This window comes from Solibacillus sp. FSL K6-4121, assembly GCF_038002585.1.
Classification (GTDB): domain Bacteria; phylum Bacillota; class Bacilli; order Bacillales_A; family Planococcaceae; genus Solibacillus; species Solibacillus faecavium.
In genome coordinates, this window is sequence record NZ_JBBOCS010000002.1 from 947015 (window position 1) to 970516 (window position 23502).

The following is a 23502-nucleotide window of genomic DNA, read 5'->3' on the forward strand; positions in this document are numbered from 1 at the left end:
TATTGGATTTTTATCGTAAGTTTAATCCTAAAAGCAGTAAATTTTGCTATATTTAAATTACGTTGTTATAAATTGTTCATAAACAATGACTCTAAATTAAAGGTGTAAAGTGTACTACCTTCCCTAATTTTAAAGTCTCATTATATTTATTTACCCTAATGTAAAAAGCCCTAACCGCAATTTGCGATTAGGACCACACCTCATCTAAACCTTCTATTTAAAACGGATATTCCCTTGGATCTGTCTGAACAGAAATCCATTTTGTTGTTGTAAATTCATGAATTGCCCATTCTCCACCATATCGACCTAACCCTGAAGCTTTTTCACCGCCAAATGCAACAATTGGTTCATCATTGACTCCCTGATCATTAACATGAATCATTCCCGTTATAATTTGTTTCGCGACTTCAACACCATGTTCAGTTGTACCGGCGTGTACTGCACCACTTAGTCCATAGTCACTGTCATTTGCTACACGAATCGCTTCTTCTTCACTATCTACAACGATGACACCTACAGCAGGTCCAAAGATTTCTTCCTGTGCTATCGGCATATCATTTGTAACATTCGACAAGATGGTAGGGGCTAGTACATTTCCGTCTACTTCACCTTTTAGAGCATATTCTGCTCCTAGGGCTATACTTTTGTCGATTAAATTTTGTATACGTTTAATTTGTTTATTGTTAATTAATGGACCAACCACAACATCCTCATTTTTCGGATCCCCATATTTAATCTGGGATGCCTTATCCACAAAGGCTTTCATAAATGCTTCGTAAGCCGGACGCTCGACAACAATCCGATTTAGGGACATACAAATTTGACCGCTGTTTAAGAATTTCCCAAAGGCTGCAGAAGCTGCTGCACGTTGTACATCGGCGTCTTTTAGTACTAGCATGACATTATTTCCACCAAGCTCTAAAGCAACGCGCTTAAGATGTCTTCCGCAAAGCTCCCCAATATGACGTCCTACCGGTGTTGAACCAGTAAAGGATATAATTTGCGGGATAGGGTGTTCAATAAAAGTATCTTTAATCTCAGAAGAGCTGCATACTGTAATATTCAATAAACCTTTTGGAATGCCGGCCTCTTCAAAAATTTCCCCTAGAATAAGACCGCCTGAAATCATCGTCTGCAAATCCGGTTTAAGCACTACCCCATTACCAGTTGCTAAAGCAGGTGCTAGGGAACGCATCGTTAAATGAAATGGGAAATTGAATGGGCTAATAATCCCTACAACTCCCGCTGGATTGTGATAGACTCGATTTTCCTTACCTGGAATGACAGATGGCATTATTTTTCCGTGCATTCGAAGAGGGAATGTAGCTGACTCTTTCATAATGCCCATTGCGGCAGAAACTTCAATGTTAGCTTTCGTATGGGAAGCCCCATTTTCCTCCACTAAAACTTGAACAATTTCATCTCTTCGTTTTTCTACTATTTGAGCGGCCTTTTCGATAATGGCTTGTCTTTGATAAGGATTAACCTTTTCCCATTCTTTTTGTGCTTCTTTTGCCGCCTGATAAGCCTCATCTATATCCTTTTCATTTGCCAGCCGAATTTCCGCGATCGTTTCCTCGCTGTAAGGGTTCTGATCTACATACACTCTTTCGCTGTTCCCTTCTCTCCATTCGCCACCAATAAACTGCTTATTCCATTTTTTATACATAAAATCATCCTTTCCATAGGTCTTTTGCTGGATTAAATTGCCTTGTTCGAAGCTTGCATCAAACAGGTTCTTCAGCAAAATACACTTATCTTTCTCTTTACTTCAACACTTCTTCCCCATTAGTATTAGTGATAATCAATACACCATACATTTAGACTTACATTTTTCCACATTTAAAAATTTTTGATAAATTTCTCTGAAAATAAAAAGCACTTAAATCCTATATTTATCTAGGATTTAAGCGCTTTTTAGTTGTTTTTTCTTGATAATTTATTTAAAGAAAATGATTAATTACTCCACTCCTGCATTAGAAACAGTCGCTTTTTTAAGACGTTGTTGGCGTTTTTCCGGATCGAAACGGCGCTCCAGCCAACCTAGCCCGATATCTACAATTACCGCCATTAAGGCTGTCGGAATAGCACCGGCCAAAATAATGGCAGTTCCATCTGTTGCATTTGTGCCACGGATAATAATATCCCCTAATCCGCCCGCACCGATGAAAGCACCGATTGCTGTAATACCGATGGCAATAACTAAAGCTATTCGAATACCTGTTATAATAATCGATAAAGATAATGGCAGTTCGATCATATAGAGGATTTGTCTACGTGTCATCCCCATGCCGCGCCCTGCATCCGTTAAACTTTTATTAATCGTGGTAATTCCCGTATACGTATTTTTAATAATCGGAAGCAGTGAATAAAGGAATACCGTTGCGATTACTGTTGATTTACCTAAGCCGAGCACCAGCATAATCATTGCCATTAAGGCTAATGCCGGTATCGTTTGAATAATATTTGCCAATGTAATGATAAATCCAGCTAGCTTCATATTTCTGGCGATAAAAATACCGATTGGAATTCCGATAAGTGCAGCAAGCAATACACCATATACTGAAATATAAAAATGTGTAAAGAACAGTTCAAGTACATAAAGTCCGTTTTCCTTAAAATAATAGAATAGCTGTTCAAACGTACTTAATTGCGATAAATCTTCCATTATTCCTCACCCTCCTCATTACTGAAATAATTGTTTTCAATTAGGAAATTTTCTGCCACGACAGAGGGTTCCATTAAGTTATTGTCCGCCAAATAGTTCAGTTCCTGCATTTTATCTGTAGAGATTTTACCAACTAAACGTTGGAGTATTCCCCTTAGTTCAGGTTTCGCTTCTAAAATTTCATTTGTTGCGAGTGAGCTCGTTTCATAGGGCGGGAAAAACTTCAAATCATCTTCAAGTACCTTTAAATCATAAGACGCAATACGTCCGTCTGTAGTATACCCAAGGACAATATCGATTTCACCTGCCTGTACGGCATCATACACTAAGCCAATTTGCATTGGATATGTACGTTTAAACTGAAATCCGTATTCCTGAACAAACGCCTTAAAGCCATCTCCTTCACGACTTAGCCAAGATGTATCAACACCCGCTTCAATGTCTGAAGCTATTGCAGCCAGATCGCTGATTTTATTAAGATTGTATTGCTGCGCTGTTTCCTGCGTTACCATAAAGGCATATGTGTTTTCAAACCCGTACTTATCAAAGAATGTTTGGTTATATCTTTCCTGAAACTCATTTTGTACAAAGGCCAATGCCTCGGCCGGATCTTTTATCAGTTCCGCATTTAAAGCTCCGGTTAATTCTGTACCGGTGTAACGTGTAGCGGAAATATTCGCGTCCCCATTGATCATTGCCTGGTGAAGAACGGTACTCGAACCAAGATTATTAATTAACTCTACTTGTTCATCTGTGTAATACTCAATCATATGTTTGAGCATATAGCCCATAATTTGTGATTCGGTTGTAACAGCACTCGCAATCTTAATTTTGTCGGTATTGCTTGCCTGGTCACCGCCAATCGAACAGCCAGCTAGAAAACTTAACGCCAGCAGCATACTTCCGAATAAAAGAATCGTTTTTTTCATCCTGTTAGGCCTCATTTCTCTACTTTTAGTCCTTTTGGTGTTGTCCAAATCTCCACTTTGGATAATATAAAATCTGTTAGCAGTGCCAATGCCGTAACAAGTAAGGCACCACCAATAATTAATTCAGTTTGATAAAGGTTTAAACCGTTAAAAATGAAATCACCTAAACCACCAGCCCCGATATACGACGCAAGTGTTGCCCAGGCAATGACATAAACAGCAGATAATCGTACACCTGCCATAATGACCGGGATTGCTAGAGGTAATTCCACCATCCATATAGATTGGAATGGTGTCATCCCCATACTAATGCCCGTTTTTCGTAAATCTGCATTAACAGATTTTAATCCGATATAAGTATTGTTTAGAATTGGAAGTAAAGTATAAATAAACAAAGCAACAATTGCAGGTACTTTCCCAACACCTAGAAATGGAATCATAATTGCTAAGATGGCTAAAGAGGGTAATGTTTGGAAAACACTTGTAATGGCTAAAACAATTTTTGCTATTGTTTTTGTTTTTGATAAAAATATACCTAGAGGAATCGCGAAGATTACACCAAGAAATAATGCAATAATTGAAATATAAAAATGTTCCCATGTTTTTAATAGGATGTCACTGCTATTATCCGTAAAGAAGGCTATCATAGAACATTCTCCTCTCGAGTTACAAGAAGAGCATTTTTATTTTCTTCCTCGTCACCCCAAATCGTGTCATAAATTGTATCCACAATATTAGCACGGGTAATTAATCCGATTAGTTTGTGATCATGATCGACAATTGGTATATTTTGAAGGTTCCGTTTTAAAATACGTCGAACAGAATCCTGCAGCTTTGTCCCGGTTTTTACGTATATAACTTCTCGCTGTAATACTTCATTAATGCTTTGCCGTGTTCGTTGCGGACCTGTAAAGCTATCAACATTTAAATAACCTATCAATCGTTTGTCTGCATCTGTCACAAATAACGTATCAACACGCTTTGATACCATCAGACGTAGTGCATCGTCCAGACTTTTCTCAATTGTAATGGAAATGGGCTGGATCATTACTTCATCTACTATTTTGACGCTTGGTTTATTTTGAATTAGGCGGTGGGAGCCAATAAAATCACGTACGAAATCATTTGCGGGGTTTGCTAAAATATTGTCTGGTGTATCAAACTGTATTACCTTCCCTTCGTGCATAATGCAAATTCGGTCAGCCAGCTTGATCGCTTCATCCATATCATGTGTTACAAAAATAACAGTCTTGCCTAGGCGTTCCTGCAAATCCTTCATTAAATCCTGAAGTGTATCACGTGTAATAGGGTCCAGTGCACCAAATGGTTCATCCATTAAAATGATATCCTGATTCGCTGCTAAGGCACGTATAACGCCGATTCGTTGTTGTTGTCCGCCAGATAGTTGAGCTGGATACATATCCAAGTAAGAGGTAGGTAGGTTTACTAGGCCGATTAATCGTTTAGCTACTTTATCCTTTTCCTGTTTGTCCCATTTTAGAAGTTTTGGTACGAGGGTGATATTATCTCTGATGGTCATATGTGGCATTAAGCCGATTTGCTGAATAACATAGCCAATTTGTCTGCGAAGCTGTACTGCATTCATTTTCGATAAATCCGTTCCATCCATCATAATTTTGCCACTGGTCGGCTCAATCATGCGATTAATCATACGTAGAGCGGTTGTTTTACCACTGCCGCTTGTTCCGATAAAGACAATAAATTCCCCTTGCTCAATATCAATACTTAAATTGTCTACTGCCTTTTTGTTACCACGATAAGTTTTCGTCAAATTTTGTATGGATAGCATACAATAACACTCCTTCTTATAGAAAATACAATTTTGAAGTTCATTAACCTGATGTTAAATACCCATTACAAACAGATTACAAACCATTACAAACATTTCTTGCAAAATAATGTTAACCCTAAAAGTAACAACTTCAAACAAACTCGAAGTTGCTTCGTATTCTATTATATAGTAAAACTAATCCATCTGTTAACTTGTTTTTCATTAAATTGAAAAAAAAGAATTCTGCCTACATATATAGACAGAATCCTCGTTTGTTCATTTCAACATTGTTGTCTTTAAAAACTCTTTCGTTCGTTCCTCTTTCGGATGTTCGAAAAATTGCTCTGGATCGCCGCGCTCGATAATTTCTCCCTCGTTCATATACACAATCCAATCGGCTACTTCTCTAGCAAATCCCATTTCATGTGTAACAACTACCATCGTCATTCCTTCATTAGCCAGTTCTTTCATCGTGGTTAAAACCTCTCCCACAAGCTCTGGATCAAGGGCTGAAGTCGGCTCATCAAAAAGCATGATGTCTGGTTCCATTGCAAGCGCTCTTGCAATGGCTACCCGTTGCTTTTGCCCACCTGATAGTTTATTAGGAAAGACATCGGCCTTATCTTCCAAGCCAACTTTTCCTAGTAATTCTTTTGCTTTGGACGTTGCGACCTTTTTGTCAACGCCCTTTACCATAACCGGTGCTTCAATAATATTTTCCAAAACGGTTTTATGAGGGAATAGATTGAAATGCTGAAACACCATTCCGACCTTTTCTCTAATCTTATTCAAATCGTCGTTGCTAGGATCGACTTCTTTACCTTCTATAATAATACTGCCGCTATCTTTTCTTTCTAAAAAGTTCAGACAGCGAAGAAGCGTACTTTTCCCTGAACCACTTGATCCTATTAAACAAACAACATCGCTTTCGTAAACGGTCATGTCGATATTTTTTAATACATGCAAGTCACCAAATGACTTATTCAATTGATTGACTTTAATCATTTCCTTTGCTTCCATTGGTGTTGCCTCCTACCTATCGCTAATTGCTAATTTCTTTTCTAATCGGTTTACTATAAATGTTAACAATGCTACCAGCACTAAGTAGTAGACTGCTACAATGAGTAAATAAGTCATTTCATCAAAATTATTCGACCCGAGTGTTGTCGCTACATTAAAGAGTTCATTCATGGAAATAAATGCAGCTAATGACGAATCTTTCAACCCAATAATAAACTGGTTGCCAAGCGGTGGAAGAGCACGGCGGAATGCCTGAGGAAGAATAATTCTTCTTAATGTCAGCACTTTAGTCATCCCTAATGAGCGTCCTGCCTCCATTTGACCTTTATCTACTCCTTGGATTGTCCCACGAAGGATTTCAGAAATATAAGCGCCATTATGTAACGCTAACGCAAGTGAAGCAGCCCAAAAATCAGGAATCAGGAAAAGCCCGCTAAGACCGAAGTAGAGGATGAAAATTTGAACAATTAACGGTGTTCCTCGGACTAAAAAGACATAGATATCTGATATAAGTTCTAATACTTTAATTTTAGAAATTTTCATTAAGGCAAAGAAAAGTCCGATTACGATACCAATCAGAATTGATACAACCGTCAGCTCTAATGTTAAGAGCATTGCTTTAAGAAAAACATCTTTGTTTTCTATTAATACGTCTAAAAAATGTGAAAAACTTGGCACTGTACATACTTCCTTTCTTCTTTAATAAATTGAATTATTCCGGTTTTTTTGTAATATCCTCACCAAAATACTTCATACTGATTTCAGTAAGTGTTCCATCTTCCCGGAGATTTTCCAGCGCCTCGTTCACTCGCTTTAATAAGTTCGGGTTATCCTGTGGAAGTACAATCGCTTGTTCACTGCGCTCAATTAGCTCCCTACCCTCAATTTTAAAGCCTTCTTTTGCAGCATTTTTTCCGGTCACAAAATCGGTGATTACCGCATCATGACGGCCGCTGCTTAACGCTTGTAAAGCTGTGATATCACTGTCATAGGTTTTAATATTGTCTGTATACTTGGAGGCTGTATCAGAATAGGTTGAACCTTTTGCTACAGCTACTTCCTTACCCGCTAAATCGTCGACAGTTTCAATGTCACTGTCAGGTCTCGTGAAAATTTGCGGTCCAGAATAATAATAGGGGGTACTGAAGGAAACATGTTTGCTTCTCTGTGGATTAATCGTGTGGCTGGCTACAGCTACATCTGCACGGCCCGTTTTGACACCTTCAACAATTCCTTTAAACTTAATCCGCTTTTGAACCGGCTCAAGACCGAGTTCCTTTGCGATCGCTTCGCCAACTTCAATATCAAAGCCGGACATGCTAAGATCTTCATTATTTACATAACTAAATGGCTTAAATTCGCCAGAAGCAGCAAAAACAAATTGATCTTTATGTATCAGTTCAGATCCATCGGCAAGCTTCTCTTTCTCTGCACACGCAGATAAGAAGCAAACCGCGAGTAAACTGAAAATGAATATGATTCTTTTATTAAACTGCATATTACCTACCATTCCCTTTCCTATATTTCTAAGATCTTTTGCTAAGTACCTTACAATAAAAGTGAATACCCCTTTAGGTGTCCACTCAAACAAAAAGTGCCAGACACCTTTACGGCACCTGACACTCTTTGCATAATTATTCAATGTAAAATGGTTCGTTTCGCAGATATTATTGCTATAGGTAGAAAATTAACCCCTAATAAATTATAAAAAATAAAATAATTTTTTTAAAAATGATGAGTTTTTTTATTATCCCATTTTCTCAATTATCGTATAATCTTTGGTTTTACGATAAGGCACAGCATTTTCTTCGCAAAATACGATTAAATCTTCATATACATCATTTGGTTTAAAATAACCAACACGAATCGGAAGCCATTTTCGAACCTTAATGACAGCTAATTTTGCATTCCAACCCATTCGTTTAAACGTAATTTTTATAACATCCGTATGAATTATTTTCTTGTTATAAATCTTTAAACCAAAGAGTTTAATCGTATAACTAATTGTATGTTTGTTTATTACTACTTGATATGTTATAAAAGCATTGCATACACCGAAGACAAATACCGCTAACGATACCCAATTTACAGATGGATTTTGCCAACTCGCTATATTGACAGCAAGAACTAGAAACGATAATGATAGAATAAGCTTTCGTGATGTAGTTCTACTATATTTCATCATATCCCCCCAAGAACATTTAGTATTATATAAATAAACCTCATATTTTTTCTCTACATGATATTGTTAACCCTTTTAAAAAGCTTAATTAGATGCCCATAAAATTGAGTCGGCAATGGCAATGAATAGACAAGCAAATGAAAAAAGTATGTAAGCAACGCTGACACTAATTATAAAAGTTTGTTTTTTTACAGATTGATCTGGATGATGGATTATAATTTTTAGCAAGTTGATAGTATTGACACAAAGCACTATCGAAAAAAGTGGAATACCTATTAATGATAAAGGAACTAATGTTTCCATAAAGCTCTAACCTCCCCCGTTTTGGAATTGTTATACGATACAGTCCTTTACACCTAACAAGGGCCTAATAGTAAGATTAACTAAATTCAAGAAACTACTTTAAAGATTTTCTTATACGCTTTAAAAAGTATAAACCCTATAAAACAACTTAGTAAGTTTAAAATAATATCATCTATATCAAAAATGCCTAAAAGCAAAATTAGTTGGAGAGTTTCTACACTGATTATGATTAAAAAGCAAGAAATCATTGTTTTGATTAAATTTCTTCGAGAGGGAAAAGCCATTGGTATTAAAAAACCCAACGGTATAAATGGAATGATATTACCAAAAATGTTCATAAAAGCTACACTAAAACTCAAATCACTTATATAAGTTTCAATTGTTCTAAAAGGAACTAAGTTTGCAAATGATTCTCCATTATTTCTACGCTGGATATTCGATTGTATCTTATTGATAACAAGTTGTACCTCTCCATTGAACTTAATCACTATAAAATTTAGCACTAATAATATGTATATTGAGAAAAGAAACTTTCAAATATTATTAAACATACTTAAATAACACCTCTATTCGAATGTGACTCACTTGTTACAGCGATTTGTCTAATTTTATTATTTCCTCATACCCCAAGCACATTTTTACATTCTTATATCTCTACTAACTATTTCTTTAGTAGAAGGATCAATATAAATCCCGATTGGTCCTAAAAATCGATCTTGAGTTGTAGTAAATTCTACTTTCAAGACTTTTAGTAGCTTTTCCTCCCCGTTTGTTTGTCTTTCATTAATAATGCTTTCCTCTGTAACTTTGGCATCTTCCCAATTACCAATCACTGTTTCTTTTGCCATGTCACTCAAACTCGTCCATGCAATTTCCCGCATTTCCAAATATACTTTCTCTACTTCATTGATCTCTTTCTGATTTTCATTACTGCACCCAAATAAAAGGAAGTTTAATGAAAGGAAAGAGATTACAAAAAATAAGTTCTTCACCCCTCCACCTCAACCCAACTTTACCATAAATTTACATATAATTCGGTAATTTATTTAATTTAGAGGGAAAATTAGTAGTTTAATGACTCTCGGGGAAAGACACGTAGCAGAGAGATTCGTGTAGAGGTAACGGAGAAATCAATGGCTAACGAAGCAGACACAAAATTAAAAAGGCATGAGTCCCATATCAAACTCATGCCCAAAATTCATATTTAAACAGCTTTGAAATTTGAGTTGAATTTATCCCAAATTCGTTCAGTAAATTTACTTCTTATTGAGCTGTAATCCCGCCATCTACGACGAATTCAGCGCCTGTAGAGTAGCTAGACTCATCAGAAGCTAAGAATACTACTAATTGCGATACTTCTTCTGGTTGAGATACGCGTTTTAGAGGAATATGTTTTGCAAATTCTTCGATCGCTTCTTTTGCATCTTCTTGCATAATCATCGGTGTTGCAATTACACCTGGGTGTACTGAGTTTACGCGAATACCCATATGCGCTAAGTTAAGTGCTGCTGCTTTTGTCATACCGCGCACTGCGAATTTTGTATCTGTGTAACCAACTGCTCCACCAACTAAACCGTTGATAGATGAGATGTTTACAATTGAACCGCCTCCAGCTTTCGCCATTGATCCTGCAACAGCCTTCATACCTAAAAATACAGATACTTGGTTAATGTTTACGATTTTCATGTACTCGTCCAAAGATAACTCGAGCATAAATTTATTTAATGAAATACCTGCGTTGTTTACTAATATATTTACTGGACCGAAAGCTTCTTCTGCCTTCGCTACAACTGTTGCCCACTCTTCTTCAGAAACAACATTTTGCTTAATGAATAAAGCGTTTTCGCCTAATTCTGCAGCAAATGCAATACCTTTTTCTTCATTTAAGTCTGTTAAAACTACTTTAGCACCTTGTTCGATAAATGCTTTTGCATGTGCTGCACCCATACCTTGTGCTGCCCCTGTAATAATTGCTACTTTACCTAATAAACGAGACATATGAATTTCCTCCTTAGAATAAGCGATAGTTACTACCACTTCTCATCTATACAATACCTATATTTTTCCTGCAAAACAAACAAACTTTTGATGAACATTTCTCCTAAATTTGTTCACTTATATACAAAATTATGCCCCATAAATTTGCTTTTTAGCATTTTATTTTAATGATATAAAAAACACCGCAACACTTGTGAAAAAGTGTTGCGGTGCTTGTATTAACGTAGTCGTTCTAAATCTTGATAATCCTTCATGTACGGGCCATCTTCTGCCACTGCAGAATGATACAATGCTTTAACAGCAAAGTTTTTCTCAAGACCCATTTCTGATTTTAATTTCTTTAATTCATCATGTAGCTCGCGATGTTCATTTATAAGTTTTAGCATAATTGTTTTATTATATTTCATGTAAAATCACTCCATTTAGTTGATCACTTGTATGATAACAACTTTTAAATAATTGAATTCAGGGAAGTTGTGTGGCACCGTAAAGTCTTCCGGTAATTGGTGCTCTTCCAGAATTTTATAGCGAGTACCGGCATCTTTAAACGCTTTGTCAATAAACGTTTTGAACTTTTTCATATTAAAGCTAGCGTTATTAGTTGAGGCGATGATAACCCCATTGTCATTTGTAATAGCTAATGCATCCTTCAACAACTTCGGATAATCCTTAGCCGTGCTGAATGTCATTTTTTTCGTACGGGCAAAGCTTGGGGGATCAAGGACCACAACATCAAACTTCAAGCCTTTACGAGCCGCGTAGCTAAAGTAATCAAAAACATTCATTACTTTAATATCTTGTGATTCAAAGTCAATACCATTCACACTAAATTGTTCAATCGTTTTTGGCAAGCTTCGTTTTGCCAAATCTACACTCGTTGTGCCTGCCGCGCCACCAAGTGCTGCTGCTACAGAAAATGCACCTGTATAAGAAAATGTATTCAGTACCGTTTTCTCTAGAGAATAGCTGTCTCTTAAAGCTTTGCGTACATTACGCTGATCAAGGAAAATACCTGTCATTGCCCCATCATTTAGATCAACCGCAAAATTCATGCCATTTTCTTGCACGATTAACGGGAACTCACCTTTTTCACCTGATACATAATCGTCCTGATCGATATATTGACCGTTCGTATTGAAGCGCAGTTTTTCATACACACCACGTGTATTTACTGCTTGATTCAAGGCTTCATAGATCTCTGTGCGGAATGAATAAATGCCTTCACTATACCAGCTCACCATGTAAAAGCCGTTAAAGAAATCAATTGTCAAACCGCCAATGCCATCGCCTTCCCCGTTAAATACGCGGAATGCACTCGTTAGCTCGGATGCAAAAAAGTCAGCACGCTTTTCAGCAGCTTCGCGAATTTTTTTCGCAAAAAACTTTACATCAATCAGTTCTTTTTCTTTACGAGAAAGGACCCAGCCAATTCCTTTATTTTGTGCACCGTAATAGCCAGTTGCAATATAACCACCGTTTTTATCGACTAAATGCAGTAGGCTGCCTTCTTCGATTGATACTTCATTAGTTACAATCGCGTCTTTTAAAATAAGCGGATAGCCATTCGTTAAATCTTTAATCGCTTTTGCATCTACTTGTAATTCTACTTTTTTTCTCATGTTTTCATCCTTACTACTGTTTTTCGTTCAAAAAAAGAGAGATTTGTGTATACAAATCTCTCCGTACTTCTTTAGTTTACTACGAATGACGGACAATAGCTACTCACACCATTAAGTCGTCACTTTAAATACTGTTTTCATTTTTTCAATAATACCACCCGAAGAATACGTTAGAACACTTCGTTTGTAGAATGATAAGCTTAAGAAATATAAAACTAATACAGTACCTAATAATACAGCGAAGCTAATAATTGGTTCGATTGCACTTATATCCGTTGCACCCAATCGCATCGGCATTACCATTCCTGAAGTAAATGGAATGTAAGAGAATACTTTTATTAGCATTGTATCCGGGTTACCCATACCTGTAAGCATGACATAAAACCCTACAAGTGTTAACATCATTGCCGGCATCATCACTTGACCTGCTTCCTCTACCTTTGAAACAAGTGAACCGAATAGCGCCCCGATGATTAAATACATGAAGATTGTTAAGAACAGGAATCCCATCACATAAAGGAAATAGCTAATTGACATCGAATCAAGTAAATCCGTTACGATGGACCATTTGTTGCCCCCGTCTGAGAAGCGTAGCAGCAACAGTAAGCCACCGAATAGGATGACAAACTGTGTAAGTGCGACTAAAAATACACCAACGATTTTCGAACGGAAGTGGATTTCAGGCTTTACACTTACAAGTAACATTTCCAGTGCACGTGACCCTTTTTCTGAAGCCACGTCTGTCGTAATAATTGATAAATAGGTTGCGACAAAAATATAAATAATAATTCCGATAGCATACGAAATAAATACGCCGGCCATTTTTTCATCAGCGGACTTACCATCTGTTGCTGCTTCATTAATTGAATTCAGTGTAATGATCGGTTCAGATGATAATAAAAGTTGCTGTTGCTCCGGTGACAGATCAAGTTGGCTCATTGCATAAAGCTGACCTGCCTGACTTAGCATCTCTTGAAAGTTTGACTGGTCATTTAACGGTAATGGATCATAGGATTCAATTTTTGCTGCCAGTTTTCCGTCAGCATCCGTTAATGTAAAGGCTGCATAATAGTCCCCGTCTTTTAATTTCTCCGCGACTTCACCTGCTGTTACATATTCGTATTCGTAATCATCTGTATTTTGCAGTACTTCCGTTACGTCAAAATTTGTTTCATTTACAACAGCAATCGTGTCAGCATCGCCAGAAAAAATTAGGTCTCTAATTTCCGACCAGTACATAATTCCCGCAAGGACGACTAAATAAAGTAATGTAGTTAATATAAATGACTTAGCTGTTACTTTTTGTTTATACAGTTGTTTGACGAGCACCATAAATTTAGACAAGGCCAGCACCTACTTTCTCTTTGAAGATCTCATGCAATGATAAATAATCTAAACTGAACTTTTCCATATAGCCCCCATTGGAAAGCAAATCGAATATAGCTGGTGCATAAGATTCGTCTTCCAAAGTCAGTACTGCCTGTGAGTCACGCTCCATTTTCACTTGAACTACACCAGGGAACTTGCTTAACTCTTCAAATGATTTGTCTGTTCGCACTGTCAATTTCGTTTTGCCGTATTGCTTTTTCAAATCGAGCAATGAGCCAGAGAACAATGATTCACCACGTTTTAATAAACATAGATGATCACACAGCTCCTCGACATTATCCATTTGGTGACTTGAAAATAAAATCGTCATTCCTTGATCACGTAAATAAAGAATCGCATCTTTCAGCAGCTCCATATTGACCGGATCCAATCCGCTAAACGGCTCATCTAAAATTAAAAACTTAGGTTTATGGATAAAGCTCGCAATAAGCTGTACCTTTTGTTTATTACCTTTTGAAAGTGTTTCTGCTTTTACATTGCGCTTTTCTTCCAGATCAAAGCGTTGAATCCAAAAATCGATATCCTTTTTAATTTCCGCCTTATCCATACCGTGAAGCTCACCGAAGAAGTACAACTGCTCTTCAACTTTCATTTGCGGGAAAATACCGCGCTCTTCCGGTAAATAGCCTAAAATATCACGATCGACTGATTTAATCGGTTGCCCATCCCACGTAATTAAGCCTTCTGTCGTATCCTGCAAATCCAAAATCATGCGGAATGTCGTCGTTTTTCCTGCTCCGTTTTGACCGATTAACCCGAAAATTTCACCTTTTTCAATTGTAAAATTAAGCCGGTCGACTGCCACAAAATCTCTGTATCTCTTTGTAACATCTTTTAGTTGTAACACCATTCTCATTTCCCTCCTTAATTTTCAAACATAGCCATTTCTTTTTTTAAAATACGTTTTCGCTTTATAACATTGATTGTCGGAACGATTAGTAAGAGCACAGCAAGTAGATTCATAACACTGATGAGGAAATTTACATCATACGTAAGTTCCCCCAACGCAAACGCACCATTTGTACAAGCCGCCAGGAAATTAATAAATAGTAATGGATAATATATCGACAGCATTCGATTGAAATAGTTTAATTTCGAAGAGGCATCACTATATAATTCAAACGGACCTTTGCTTTTGTTTTGGCGGAAATATAACCAGTTTAAACGTTTTTGTATTAGCTCGATCCCAGCGCTTTCTGTAAAGTCCAAGTATTCTTTCACATCTTTCCCTTTAAGAAAGTGATCAAGTACTTCAAGACGGTACTCGTATTCACCTTGCTCGCCCTGCTCAAAGTAATAAAATGAGAATCGTATTTTTTTAAGAAGCCAGCCTTGATTTGCCATGTCATTAATCCAATTCTCTTCTTTCGCATCATCAAAGAAAAACTTAAATATACGCATCACATATCCCCTTTGCTTATATGTTTTATAAAGGACTTTAATGCGGGAAGTAACAATTCGCCAAGATGTGATGACATACTCTTTTTTACGTGCTTCCCTCGTTAAAGTTTCAATATATTGTAAAAAATTTTAATTGAGCATTAATTTTCATACAACGCGATTTCTTTTTTTAAATTCTGTTTACGGTAAATTGTTTTTGCCAGTGGGTATAATAGTGCTATGAAAACGCCGGTGTTCAGTCCAGCAATAAAGCTGTTAAAATGAAAACTATTCTCAAACACTGTCATCACCCCATTAAATAGGGCAAATATTAAATTTAATACAGCCACGGTTCCATAAAGGGTATAAATTCGGTTTATATAAGAGAGCTTTGAAACTGGATCACTATAAAGCTCAAAATCACCCTTACTTTTATGCTGACGGAAATAAACCCAGTTAAATCGTTTTTGTACAACTTCTACACCTGTACTTTGCACAAAGTCCAAATACTCATTTACTGCTTTTCCGTAACCGAATCCTTCAAGCATTTCTGAACGGTATTCATATTCACCTGGTTGACCTTTTGCAAAAGTGTAGAATGGAAAGTGAAAGCTTTGGAAATACCAGCCTTCAGTTGCCATATCGTTAATCCACTTTTCTTCTTTCGCATCATCCAGGAAAATTTTAAATTTACGCATCACAAATCTCCTTCCGCTTGTATAATTTTTCTACCGCTGTTATAGAGCTCTTTAATGCGGGTAACTTCAGCTTCGACAATCTGTTTGCCAAGCGCTGTAATGACATACTCTTTTTTTCGTCCTTCCCCCGCTAAAGTTTCGATAAATTTCTTTTCCTGTAAATTTTTCAGTGCACCGTAAGTTGTTCCCGCGCCTAACTTTACACGCCCATCGCTCCATTCCTCGACGATCTGCATAATTCCATATCCATGGCGCGGTTCATATAGTGCCAACAAAATATAATAAACCCCCTCTGTTAAAGGTTGCTGCAACAAAATCACTCCGTTCTATCGACATCTGATATATCGGCTCTTGATATATAATATATCGGAGGCTGATATATTGTGTCAACAAAATTTTGGAAATTATGGTGGGAATTAATTTGTTTGTGGATAGGTAACGGGTGGAAATTCTGTCATGGGGGAATTGTAGCGTAGAGGGATTTTTCATTTAGAGCAATGAAAAAAAGACAAAAATCACCAGGAAATAGGCTTTTTGTCGACAATTAACGGGCCTATTATAATTCCTTGAAAGATCTTCATAAAAATCGCCCCCTTAAATCGCCCATTTCACAATTATTTAGATAATTATTATTTATTAATGCAGAAAAAATACGTGATTAACCGCATTATGTTTGTCCAGAAGCATCCTATACGGATCCACTTTTCACCATATGATGTATGAAGTAGGAGTTTTCTCTCGGTAAGTTTTCTGTTAAGAAGAAAATAAGCGGAGATTTTGCTGTTATTTATAGTTTGGAGCCGTTTTAGTGGGGAAATAAGGGGAGGTTTTCCGCTTATTTGAGTTTGTAGTGATTAATTTTTGTGTTTTTTTAGTCAATAAGCGGAATTGCTCCGGTTATTTTGGCTATTTTTTATGTTTTTTTCCAAATAAGCGGAATCTCTCCGTTTATTTTCAAATTGGATCCCTCACATGATTTCCCAGTCGGTATGAACGGATCCGCTTGTTACCAGAAGCAGGAATAAGCAGTTTTTTTTCGACTAATTGAGTTAATACTTTTTTTGCTGGCTTGTCACTTAGTTTTAAATATGATTCAACTTCTTTCGGAAAAATCGCTTCCCCTTTCCGAACTGCCAGACGAAGAACTTCTTTTTCATAATAGGTTAAAGATGTATAATCCAGTTTATCTCCTAACCGTTGCCCGAATACTTGCTGAACTATTTGCTGACAGCGTCGGGGCCTCTCTTTCACTTGGTCATAAGAAAATCGGATTACAGTCCATCCGTCAATCACTAGCTGATTTTGCCGTTCGAGGTTATCGGCAAACTGCCATCTGCTTATATTCTTCAAGTGTGGACCATACCCATCAATTTCAAAACAAATCCGGATACCGGGACGGATATAGGCAAAATCCAAATACCTTTTACCATCCTTAAAATCATCGACTTCATATTCCGGATGAAGGTAATTAAAATGGGAAAATAAAGGCCACCACACTTGCTTCAAAAACAACATCTCTGCCTGATTATGACCTTCTTTTAGTCGCCGCAGCCTTTCCCCGTTTCTTGCTTGTACATGCCTGTTCAAAAAAACTTGATATTCTTCTTCAAAACTCATAAAAAGCCCTCCTCTATAATTTTAAATGTGGGATTATAAGAAAATAAGCGGAGATTTTACTGTTATTTTTATATTGGAGTCGTTTTAGCGGGAAATAAGGGTAAGATTTCCGCCTATTTGAATAAAATACTTTCAATTTTATGCTTTTGAGGTGAATAAGCGGAATTGCTCCCCTTATTTTGGCGTTGTTTTACTTTATTTTTTGAATAAGCGGAATTTCTCCGTCTATTTAACGGTGTGTGTAGGAGCATTCGAGGATAACTATTTCTAGTTTAATAAATACCTAAAATTTGTCAATAAGTACACAAAAAAACCGACTCCATAAAGGAATCGGCCATATAAAACTTATTTTTTATAGTAATCCACAATCCCGTTATAAATAGATTGTGCATAAATTTCTACATATTTATCGTCAACTAACTTTTTGCGGTCTTCAGCATTTGAGATAAATCCAAGCTCAACTAATACAGAAGGGATGATCATATTGCGCGTTACATAGTATTGCGCTTCTTTAACGCCGCGATTTTTCATTTTCGCATTATTGACAATCTCTGTATTAATATAAGTGGCAAGCTTTTTATCCTCTTCAAACTGGTCACCTGAACTGATACTATAGTACGTTTCTGTTCCTTGTGCACTTGTAGATGTTGCTGCGTTTACATGAATACTCACATAAATTTCACCGAACTTGTCCTGCGTAAATTTCACACGCTCCTGTAACGAAGGATACGTATCGCCAGAACGAGTCATCTGCACTTTCGCACCATCAGCTTCAAGCTTTTGTTTTACAAGGTTGGAAACTTTTAATACGATCGCTTTTTCCGTATGACCTGAGTTAACGGCACCTGGATCTTTACCGCCATGCCCTGGATCTAGAATAATAATACGGTCTTTTACAGCGCTGCCTTTTTCATTCATCAATTTAATATATGATTTATGAACATAGCCCGTATCTTTGCCTGCTGTAACTTTTGCCCAAAAGCCGTTAATCGAATGAACTGCAATAACTGAGCCTTTTGATAACGTTTTGATTGTTTTTGATGAGCCTGATGCTGATTGACGCATATTTAAGCTCGCAACCGTTACTTTACCAATTGTATTTGTCGTTGCGACAGGTTTTTCGTCATCTACTTTTGGAGGTTCCACAACAGAACCGCCTACAACTGTCGTACTCGCTTTTACAATGTAGCCAGGTACTCCATCAACAGTCGTTAAATAATACCCGCCCATTTCTTTATAAACAGACAATGCTGCTCCAGCTGAAATTTGCGTTATTTTTTTTGAAGAAGAAGTTGGTTTGTAATATAGGTTCAATGTTGCATTTGCTGTGACAGCCTTAATCGATGGACCTATTGCATTACCATCTTGTTCAAGGAATTTGGCATATGACTTACTGATATAACCGTAATAACCTTGATAAGATACTTTTAACCAGTTCCCTTCTACTGCATAGACAGATAATTTACCGCCTGTATTAACTCTTCCAATTACTGTACTTGACGTATTCGGACCTGTACGGACATTTAAGCCATCAGTCGTTACCGATACTAGACCGATCACTTGTGTCACATCAACAGCATCCAGTTGATCTGGTAATGCAAGGCGATATTCTTCACTTTTAGCACGCGCTATAAATGATGCAAACTGTGCTCGAGTTACCGAGCTTTTCGGCATAAATCTGCCATCATTTCCTTTTGTAATCCCGTTATAATAAATTGCTTTTATATACGAAGCATATGTATTCGATGTCGTTACATCTGGGAAAACAATCGCTAAGTCCTTGTAGTCATTGACATTTAAATTGAAAGCCACTGCTAATACATGGCTCATTTCTTCACGTGACAGGGGTGCATTAGGAGAAAATTTTCCAGACTTTGCTGAAAACAATCCAAGCTGTTTTGCTCGCTCAATATAAGTGGATTGTTCTGTACCGACCTTAACATCTGAGTAAGAAGATTTACTTACTTTAAGTGGACTCTTTCCTGCAGCAATCACTGCCATTTTAGCAGCCTGTGCACGAGTCACACTCATGTTTGGTTTGTAATATGTGTTGCCCTTCTCCTGATATCCTTTAATTGCGCCTAAGCTAATTAAGTATTGGATTTCTTCGTAAGTGGCATCGGTTGTCGCAACATCTGCAAATACTACTTTAGCTGATGTCGGTGTAACAGCTAGTGTACAAACGAGGAAGATTGCAACAACCAATGTAATCAATTTTTGATTCATTGTTCCCTATCCTTTCATAAGCTGTCTCCATCATTGTATAGTAGAAATAAGGAAATAAATAGAGGTAAATCCATATTTAATATCAAAATCTTGTTACATTATAGTTACAAAATGATTACATCCGATAAACTTTTTGTTTATAGAGGAAAATAATCGGGTAAATAGTATATTTCATGTCCTCTAAAATTAGGTATTTCCGCCGTTTATAAGACCTTCTGGAAAGTCAACCCAAATTTTTAAATGATCCAGCAAAATCTCCTATGTGATAGGATGGAAACGATTTTCTAGCATCCGTTAAAAGAAAGGCTGATTCAATTGGAGCATTCGTTATTTTTAGAGCGTTATTTTTCAAACTTGAAGCTAAAACTTTTTTTTCACATACCTCGCCCTCCTCATATATATAGTAAGAACTTTTTATTGAATTTGATAAGTTGTCAGAATATTATTGATATTAAGGAGGCTGTTCAATGAAAATCTTTGCTACTATCTCACTGCTATTCGGAATCATTTTTACGTTTATAGGTGTATTACCGTTCATTTTTTCTTATCCCTTCAGCAATGGTCCTCATTCCGGTCCATCAAACGCTTGGGAATTGATATTGATGATTTCCTACGACGGCAAGGGATGGTATTTGATAATTGGTATTGCCCTATTTTTATTTCCAAACTTCTTGGTATTTAAAAGAAAGAACCTAAACTAAAATCTACAAATTCCTCTTTTCGTAGAGGACTTTTTTATGTACTTTTCTAATAAAAAGGCTGAAACTCACCTTAGTAGTGAATTTCAGCCTGACATAAACTATTGAAGCAATTCTTCTGCAAAGCTAAGTTCAACATAAGTTTTATTTTCTTCCAATAACTCAGGTGCGACTTCAAAATAATGCAGTGCACGATTGTGGCCATATGCTTTTTCACCGCGCGTTATTGTGTACGAAAGTGCACCTTTTGAAAGAATAGCCCCTTTACCTGTAGAAGTAACTTTAAAGTCCATTTCTTCTGCAATAAGACGTAAAGGTACCATGATTTTTCCATCGACTTCCTTATAATCCCCACCAATAATAGCCTGGATTTCCGGTGCGATTTCAGGTGTTTCTACTTCCTCAGCATCTTCATGCTTTGGAAATACGATAATTTTCTCAGGTGAAGTTTGAGCCGGGATGCTTTTCGTTGTTGGTCCATAAAAGACAGCAGCATTATAATTTTTTAAATCTTTTGCATCGACTTTTTCACCTTTTGTATTTACAATGTCAGCTTTTTCATCTAAGTTCAGCTTTAATTCGCCGTCATCACTTAGAAGATTTTCATCAAATTGCGCAACCTTTACTGAGCCAGCTGCATCTTCTTTCTCCACTATCACCACTGCCGGTGAGTATTGAGGCGGATAAATTAAAATCATTGGTTGGTCGGCAAAGATATAAATTGAAGTTGTATCCCCAACCTGTAATTCCACCTCATTGCCTTGTTGATCAAAAACGAGTGTTTTATCATCAACATGGAAGTGGAAAATATTTTCATCTACTTTAGCTGTATAAAGTTTTGATGTTTCCATTTGTTTAACTTCAGTTATTTCTCCGGAATACTTCGCAAATGTTGCTTCCTTCACAACTTGCTCAGCCCCTTCTTTATTCAGTGGCTGTTCTGCTCCTGCAGTCATTGTTCCTAATAAAAATGCTGATAATGCTAAAGGTACTATTTTTTTCATAATATCCCACCCTTTCGGTAATTTCACTACATTAGTCGATTCAATTCCATAAAGGTTACACAAAATGTTTATTTTTTTGAAATTGCAGTGCGGTGAGGGCTAAATAGTCGTATAGCGTTAACTTACCCTGTTCAAAATTATCCAACCATATCCGTTGATAAGCGCCAGATTGAATGCCATGTTCCAATTGCTGACGAACTGCTAGTTTATCATTAAATAAAGTTTCCACCGCTTGCTGCAAAGTAGGACTTGAAATTGTCGGCGTCTGCTTGGGTAATGGGGTCGTCCCTGATACATAGCTTTTTAAAGTTTCCGCAATAGCTTCGATAATTTGTTCTTTACTTGCTCGGTATAACTGTATATCTTCCTCTGAGCTGACAAAGCAAATTTCAATGATGATAGCTTTTTTGGCTGTTCCTTTTAAAAAAGCTAAGTCTTTACGTAGCTTGGCCCCCCGATCTTTAAATCTCCCTGCTTTAGCGACTTGTCGACTCATTTTCTGGGCAAATGGCATTATCGCCGGGTTTATATACAATACTTCCGTGCCGATTCCTGATTTTTGTTTTTCCGCAGTAGCATTAAAATGAATACTCACATCTAAATGCCGTTGTGTGGCGTTATGTTGTCTGATTAAATACGATAAATTTTGCTGCTTATTTTTCGAATGGGTATCAATGATTGTATGGGTGATGATTCCTTTTTGACTTAGTTTTTTCCCAAGCTGCTTTACAACCTCAATATTTTCCTCTCCTTCATCAAGAAAGCCCCTTGCTCCTGTACCTTTACCAAAATGACCTGCACTAATTGTTAACATGATAATTCACCTCTTTTTGTATGTGTATGTCCTTAAAATCCCGGAAAAGGGACAGCGATTTCATTAATTATATTAAAATAGTTATATACTCGTCACACAGTTATGAAAACCAACATAGAGTTTCGTATAAAAATTCGTTACAATGAAGAGACTATACATAATGTGAGGGTTAGGCATGAAAAACAAAAGAATGATTGGCTTTATATTGGTTGTAAGCGGCTGTTTTTTCTGGGGAATCGGTGGAACGATGTCACAGCAGCTGTTTTCTCAAGGTATTGAAGTGAGCTGGCTTGTCTCGACACGGCTTGTAATTGCTGGTATATTACTCTTAATTACCCAGGCAATATTTAAAGATCATCATCAAATTTTAGAAATTTGGCGTCAGAAATACACAGTATTCCGATTGGTTACCTTTGGAATTGTCGGCATGCTCGCTGTGCAATACACATATATGGCATCGATTAAAGAAGGAAATGCAGCGGTCGCAACTTTGCTACAATATTTGGCACCTGTCATGATAATTGTATGGGTCACACTGCGTGGACAGTCTAAGTTTACAAAAAAAGATGCTGTAACAATTGTGTTAGCTCTTTGCGGTAGCTTCTTTTTATTAACAAATGGCTCGCTGTCTGCATTTGCCGTACCGCTCCCGGCGATTATTTGGGGACTGCTTTCTGGTTTGTCGCTTGCCTTTTATACACTTTATGCCATTCCTCTGCTGCAGCGGTTTGATTCACTTGTTGTGGTTGGTTGGGGTATGCTGCTTGCAGGAGTTACGATGAGTTTTGTGCAGCCACCTTGGGATGTTGACGTTTCGAATTGGACTGGATCGACTGTCTTTTATTTAATCATCGTCATTATTTTCGGCACGATGCTCGCTTTTTGGTTTTATATCGAAAGTCTGCAAACCCTTACTGCGAAAGAAACAAGCTTGCTGGGCAATATTGAGCCATTGACTGCCGTGTTGGCAACTGTTTTATGGCTGAAGGAACCGTTTGGCAGCTTCCAATGGTTCGGCACTTCGCTGATTTTAGCTATGATGATCTATATTGCGTTGAAGGCGGATCAGAAGCAGGATGTTGTATCGGAATGAAGTCGGTCTGAAGAGAAATTTTATTAGAACATTTAGATCGGATATTAGAAACTTTGGTATGGATATTAGAAG

General features: G+C 37.1%; 26 protein-coding genes. 2 read left to right on the forward strand and 24 right to left on the reverse strand.

Features of this window, described 5'->3' with window-relative positions:
• Positions 1–217 precede the first annotated feature (217 nt).
• From MHH95_RS14235 to MHH95_RS14340, 22 genes are all read right to left on the reverse strand, one after another.
• Entirely contained in the window at positions 218–1669 is a 1452-nt protein-coding gene (locus MHH95_RS14235) for an aldehyde dehydrogenase family protein (RefSeq protein ID WP_340728770.1), read from the reverse strand.
• A 291-nt stretch (positions 1670–1960) separates the two neighbouring features.
• Complete coding sequence (locus MHH95_RS14240) at positions 1961–2668, reverse strand: ABC transporter permease (protein WP_340728115.1); 708 nt, start codon at positions 2666–2668, stop codon at positions 1961–1963.
• On the reverse strand, positions 2668–3597 hold the full coding sequence (locus MHH95_RS14245; protein ID WP_445683013.1) for an osmoprotectant ABC transporter substrate-binding protein: 930 nt from the start codon (positions 3595–3597) through the stop codon (positions 2668–2670). The genes MHH95_RS14240 and MHH95_RS14245 overlap by 1 nt, the downstream gene beginning before the upstream one ends.
• Positions 3598–3608: 11 nt before the next feature.
• Entirely contained in the window at positions 3609–4244 is a 636-nt protein-coding gene (locus MHH95_RS14250; RefSeq protein WP_340728117.1) for an ABC transporter permease, read from the reverse strand.
• Positions 4241–5407 carry an ABC transporter ATP-binding protein gene (locus MHH95_RS14255; protein ID WP_340728118.1) on the reverse strand — a complete coding sequence of 389 codons (1167 nt, stop codon included), beginning with the start codon at positions 5405–5407 and terminating at the stop codon, positions 4241–4243. The genes MHH95_RS14250 and MHH95_RS14255 overlap by 4 nt, the downstream gene beginning before the upstream one ends.
• 258 nt (positions 5408–5665) lie before the next feature.
• On the reverse strand, positions 5666–6409 hold the full coding sequence (locus tag MHH95_RS14260; protein ID WP_340728119.1) for an amino acid ABC transporter ATP-binding protein: 744 nt from the start codon (positions 6407–6409) through the stop codon (positions 5666–5668).
• A gap of 12 nt (positions 6410–6421) precedes the next feature.
• Entirely contained in the window at positions 6422–7087 is a 666-nt protein-coding gene (locus MHH95_RS14265) for an amino acid ABC transporter permease (RefSeq protein WP_340728120.1), read from the reverse strand.
• A gap of 34 nt (positions 7088–7121) precedes the next feature.
• Positions 7122–7907, reverse strand: coding sequence for a transporter substrate-binding domain-containing protein (locus MHH95_RS14270; RefSeq protein WP_340728771.1), 786 nt, complete (start codon positions 7905–7907; stop codon positions 7122–7124).
• A 249-nt stretch (positions 7908–8156) separates the two neighbouring features.
• Positions 8157–8591: a hypothetical protein gene (locus MHH95_RS14275; RefSeq protein ID WP_340728121.1), complete on the reverse strand. Its 435-nt coding sequence runs from the start codon at positions 8589–8591 to the stop codon at positions 8157–8159.
• Between the two features lie 84 nt (positions 8592–8675).
• On the reverse strand, positions 8676–8894 hold the full coding sequence (locus MHH95_RS14280) for a hypothetical protein (protein WP_340728122.1): 219 nt from the start codon (positions 8892–8894) through the stop codon (positions 8676–8678).
• An 86-nt stretch (positions 8895–8980) separates the two neighbouring features.
• A complete protein-coding gene (locus tag MHH95_RS18645) occupies positions 8981–9397 on the reverse strand; it encodes a VanZ family protein (RefSeq protein WP_445683014.1) in 417 nt (138 codons plus the stop codon).
• A 135-nt stretch (positions 9398–9532) separates the two neighbouring features.
• Positions 9533–9886, reverse strand: a complete 354-nt coding sequence (locus MHH95_RS14290; protein ID WP_340728124.1) for a hypothetical protein — start codon at positions 9884–9886, stop codon at positions 9533–9535.
• Between the two features lie 271 nt (positions 9887–10157).
• Positions 10158–10892 (reverse strand): glucose 1-dehydrogenase, encoded by a 735-nt coding sequence (locus MHH95_RS14295; protein WP_340728125.1) that lies wholly within the window; start codon positions 10890–10892, stop codon positions 10158–10160.
• Positions 10893–11110: 218 nt separating this feature from the next.
• Complete coding sequence (locus tag MHH95_RS14300) at positions 11111–11299, reverse strand: hypothetical protein (RefSeq protein ID WP_191701867.1); 189 nt, start codon at positions 11297–11299, stop codon at positions 11111–11113.
• A 15-nt stretch (positions 11300–11314) separates the two neighbouring features.
• Positions 11315–12511, reverse strand: coding sequence for a class I SAM-dependent rRNA methyltransferase (locus MHH95_RS14305; RefSeq protein WP_340728126.1), 1197 nt, complete (start codon positions 12509–12511; stop codon positions 11315–11317).
• Between the two features lie 111 nt (positions 12512–12622).
• On the reverse strand, positions 12623–13855 hold the full coding sequence (locus MHH95_RS14310) for an ABC transporter permease (protein WP_340728127.1): 1233 nt from the start codon (positions 13853–13855) through the stop codon (positions 12623–12625).
• A complete protein-coding gene (locus MHH95_RS14315) occupies positions 13848–14750 on the reverse strand; it encodes an ABC transporter ATP-binding protein (protein ID WP_340728128.1) in 903 nt (300 codons plus the stop codon). Before MHH95_RS14315 ends, MHH95_RS14310 begins: the two co-directional genes overlap by 8 nt.
• A gap of 14 nt (positions 14751–14764) precedes the next feature.
• Positions 14765–15301: a DUF2812 domain-containing protein gene (locus MHH95_RS14320; protein ID WP_340728129.1), complete on the reverse strand. Its 537-nt coding sequence runs from the start codon at positions 15299–15301 to the stop codon at positions 14765–14767.
• A 140-nt stretch (positions 15302–15441) separates the two neighbouring features.
• Positions 15442–15978: a DUF2812 domain-containing protein gene (locus MHH95_RS14325; RefSeq protein ID WP_340728130.1), complete on the reverse strand. Its 537-nt coding sequence runs from the start codon at positions 15976–15978 to the stop codon at positions 15442–15444.
• Positions 15978–16289 (reverse strand): PadR family transcriptional regulator, encoded by a 312-nt coding sequence (locus MHH95_RS14330; protein ID WP_445683015.1) that lies wholly within the window; start codon positions 16287–16289, stop codon positions 15978–15980. Before MHH95_RS14330 ends, MHH95_RS14325 begins: the two co-directional genes overlap by 1 nt.
• A 643-nt stretch (positions 16290–16932) precedes the next feature.
• Positions 16933–17595 (reverse strand): DNA-binding response regulator, encoded by a 663-nt coding sequence (locus MHH95_RS14335; RefSeq protein WP_340728132.1) that lies wholly within the window; start codon positions 17593–17595, stop codon positions 16933–16935.
• Between the two features lie 345 nt (positions 17596–17940).
• On the reverse strand, positions 17941–19821 hold the full coding sequence (locus MHH95_RS14340) for an N-acetylmuramoyl-L-alanine amidase (RefSeq protein ID WP_340728133.1): 1881 nt from the start codon (positions 19819–19821) through the stop codon (positions 17941–17943).
• A gap of 467 nt (positions 19822–20288) precedes the next feature.
• On the opposite strand from MHH95_RS14340, the gene MHH95_RS14345 reads away from it, so the two are divergent.
• Entirely contained in the window at positions 20289–20522 is a 234-nt protein-coding gene (locus MHH95_RS14345) for a hypothetical protein (protein ID WP_340728134.1), read from the forward strand.
• 98 nt (positions 20523–20620) lie between these two features.
• On the opposite strand, the gene MHH95_RS14350 is transcribed toward MHH95_RS14345, so the two are convergent.
• Positions 20621–21523: a stalk domain-containing protein gene (locus tag MHH95_RS14350; protein ID WP_340728135.1), complete on the reverse strand. Its 903-nt coding sequence runs from the start codon at positions 21521–21523 to the stop codon at positions 20621–20623.
• A gap of 55 nt (positions 21524–21578) precedes the next feature.
• On the reverse strand, positions 21579–22337 hold the full coding sequence (locus MHH95_RS14355) for an N-acetylmuramoyl-L-alanine amidase (RefSeq protein ID WP_340728136.1): 759 nt from the start codon (positions 22335–22337) through the stop codon (positions 21579–21581).
• A 175-nt stretch (positions 22338–22512) separates the two neighbouring features.
• Between MHH95_RS14355 and MHH95_RS14360 the strand changes: the two genes are divergently transcribed.
• The gene (locus tag MHH95_RS14360) at positions 22513–23430 is read left to right on the forward strand and encodes an EamA family transporter (RefSeq protein WP_340728137.1); all 918 of its coding nucleotides are present in this window, start codon (positions 22513–22515) and stop codon (positions 23428–23430) included.
• The last annotated feature ends 72 nt before the right edge of the window (positions 23431–23502 follow it).

Excerpts from the sequence above, each read along its gene's own strand:
- MHH95_RS14240 (WP_340728115.1), bottom strand. The coding sequence starts at position 2,668 with ATGGAAGATTTATCGCAATTAAGTACGTTTGAACAGCTATTCTATTAT.
- MHH95_RS14260 (WP_340728119.1), bottom strand. The coding sequence starts at position 6,409 with ATGGAAGCAAAGGAAATGATTAAAGTCAATCAATTGAATAAGTCATTT.
- MHH95_RS14325 (WP_340728130.1), bottom strand. The coding sequence starts at position 15,978 with ATGCGTAAATTTAAAATTTTCCTGGATGATGCGAAAGAAGAAAAGTGG.
- MHH95_RS14250 (WP_340728117.1), bottom strand. The coding sequence starts at position 4,244 with ATGATAGCCTTCTTTACGGATAATAGCAGTGACATCCTATTAAAAACA.
- MHH95_RS14270 (WP_340728771.1), bottom strand. The coding sequence starts at position 7,907 with ATGCAGTTTAATAAAAGAATCATATTCATTTTCAGTTTACTCGCGGTT.
- MHH95_RS14315 (WP_340728128.1), bottom strand. The coding sequence starts at position 14,750 with ATGGTGTTACAACTAAAAGATGTTACAAAGAGATACAGAGATTTTGTG.
- MHH95_RS14245 (WP_445683013.1), bottom strand. The coding sequence starts at position 3,597 with ATGAAAAAAACGATTCTTTTATTCGGAAGTATGCTGCTGGCGTTAAGT.
- MHH95_RS14300 (WP_191701867.1), bottom strand. The coding sequence starts at position 11,299 with ATGAAATATAATAAAACAATTATGCTAAAACTTATAAATGAACATCGC.
- MHH95_RS14255 (WP_340728118.1), bottom strand. The coding sequence starts at position 5,407 with ATGCTATCCATACAAAATTTGACGAAAACTTATCGTGGTAACAAAAAG.
- MHH95_RS14345 (WP_340728134.1), top strand. The coding sequence starts at position 20,289 with ATGAAAATCTTTGCTACTATCTCACTGCTATTCGGAATCATTTTTACG.
- MHH95_RS14335 (WP_340728132.1), bottom strand. The coding sequence starts at position 17,595 with ATGAGTTTTGAAGAAGAATATCAAGTTTTTTTGAACAGGCATGTACAA.
- MHH95_RS14280 (WP_340728122.1), bottom strand. The coding sequence starts at position 8,894 with ATGGAAACATTAGTTCCTTTATCATTAATAGGTATTCCACTTTTTTCG.
- MHH95_RS14360 (WP_340728137.1), top strand. The coding sequence starts at position 22,513 with ATGAAAAACAAAAGAATGATTGGCTTTATATTGGTTGTAAGCGGCTGT.
- MHH95_RS14320 (WP_340728129.1), bottom strand. The coding sequence starts at position 15,301 with ATGCGTATATTTAAGTTTTTCTTTGATGATGCGAAAGAAGAGAATTGG.
- MHH95_RS14275 (WP_340728121.1), bottom strand. The coding sequence starts at position 8,591 with ATGAAATATAGTAGAACTACATCACGAAAGCTTATTCTATCATTATCG.
- MHH95_RS14350 (WP_340728135.1), bottom strand. The coding sequence starts at position 21,523 with ATGAAAAAAATAGTACCTTTAGCATTATCAGCATTTTTATTAGGAACA.
- MHH95_RS14340 (WP_340728133.1), bottom strand. The coding sequence starts at position 19,821 with ATGAATCAAAAATTGATTACATTGGTTGTTGCAATCTTCCTCGTTTGT.
- MHH95_RS14235 (WP_340728770.1), bottom strand. The coding sequence starts at position 1,669 with ATGTATAAAAAATGGAATAAGCAGTTTATTGGTGGCGAATGGAGAGAA.
- MHH95_RS14295 (WP_340728125.1), bottom strand. The coding sequence starts at position 10,892 with ATGTCTCGTTTATTAGGTAAAGTAGCAATTATTACAGGGGCAGCACAA.
- MHH95_RS14355 (WP_340728136.1), bottom strand. The coding sequence starts at position 22,337 with ATGTTAACAATTAGTGCAGGTCATTTTGGTAAAGGTACAGGAGCAAGG.
- MHH95_RS14305 (WP_340728126.1), bottom strand. The coding sequence starts at position 12,511 with ATGAGAAAAAAAGTAGAATTACAAGTAGATGCAAAAGCGATTAAAGAT.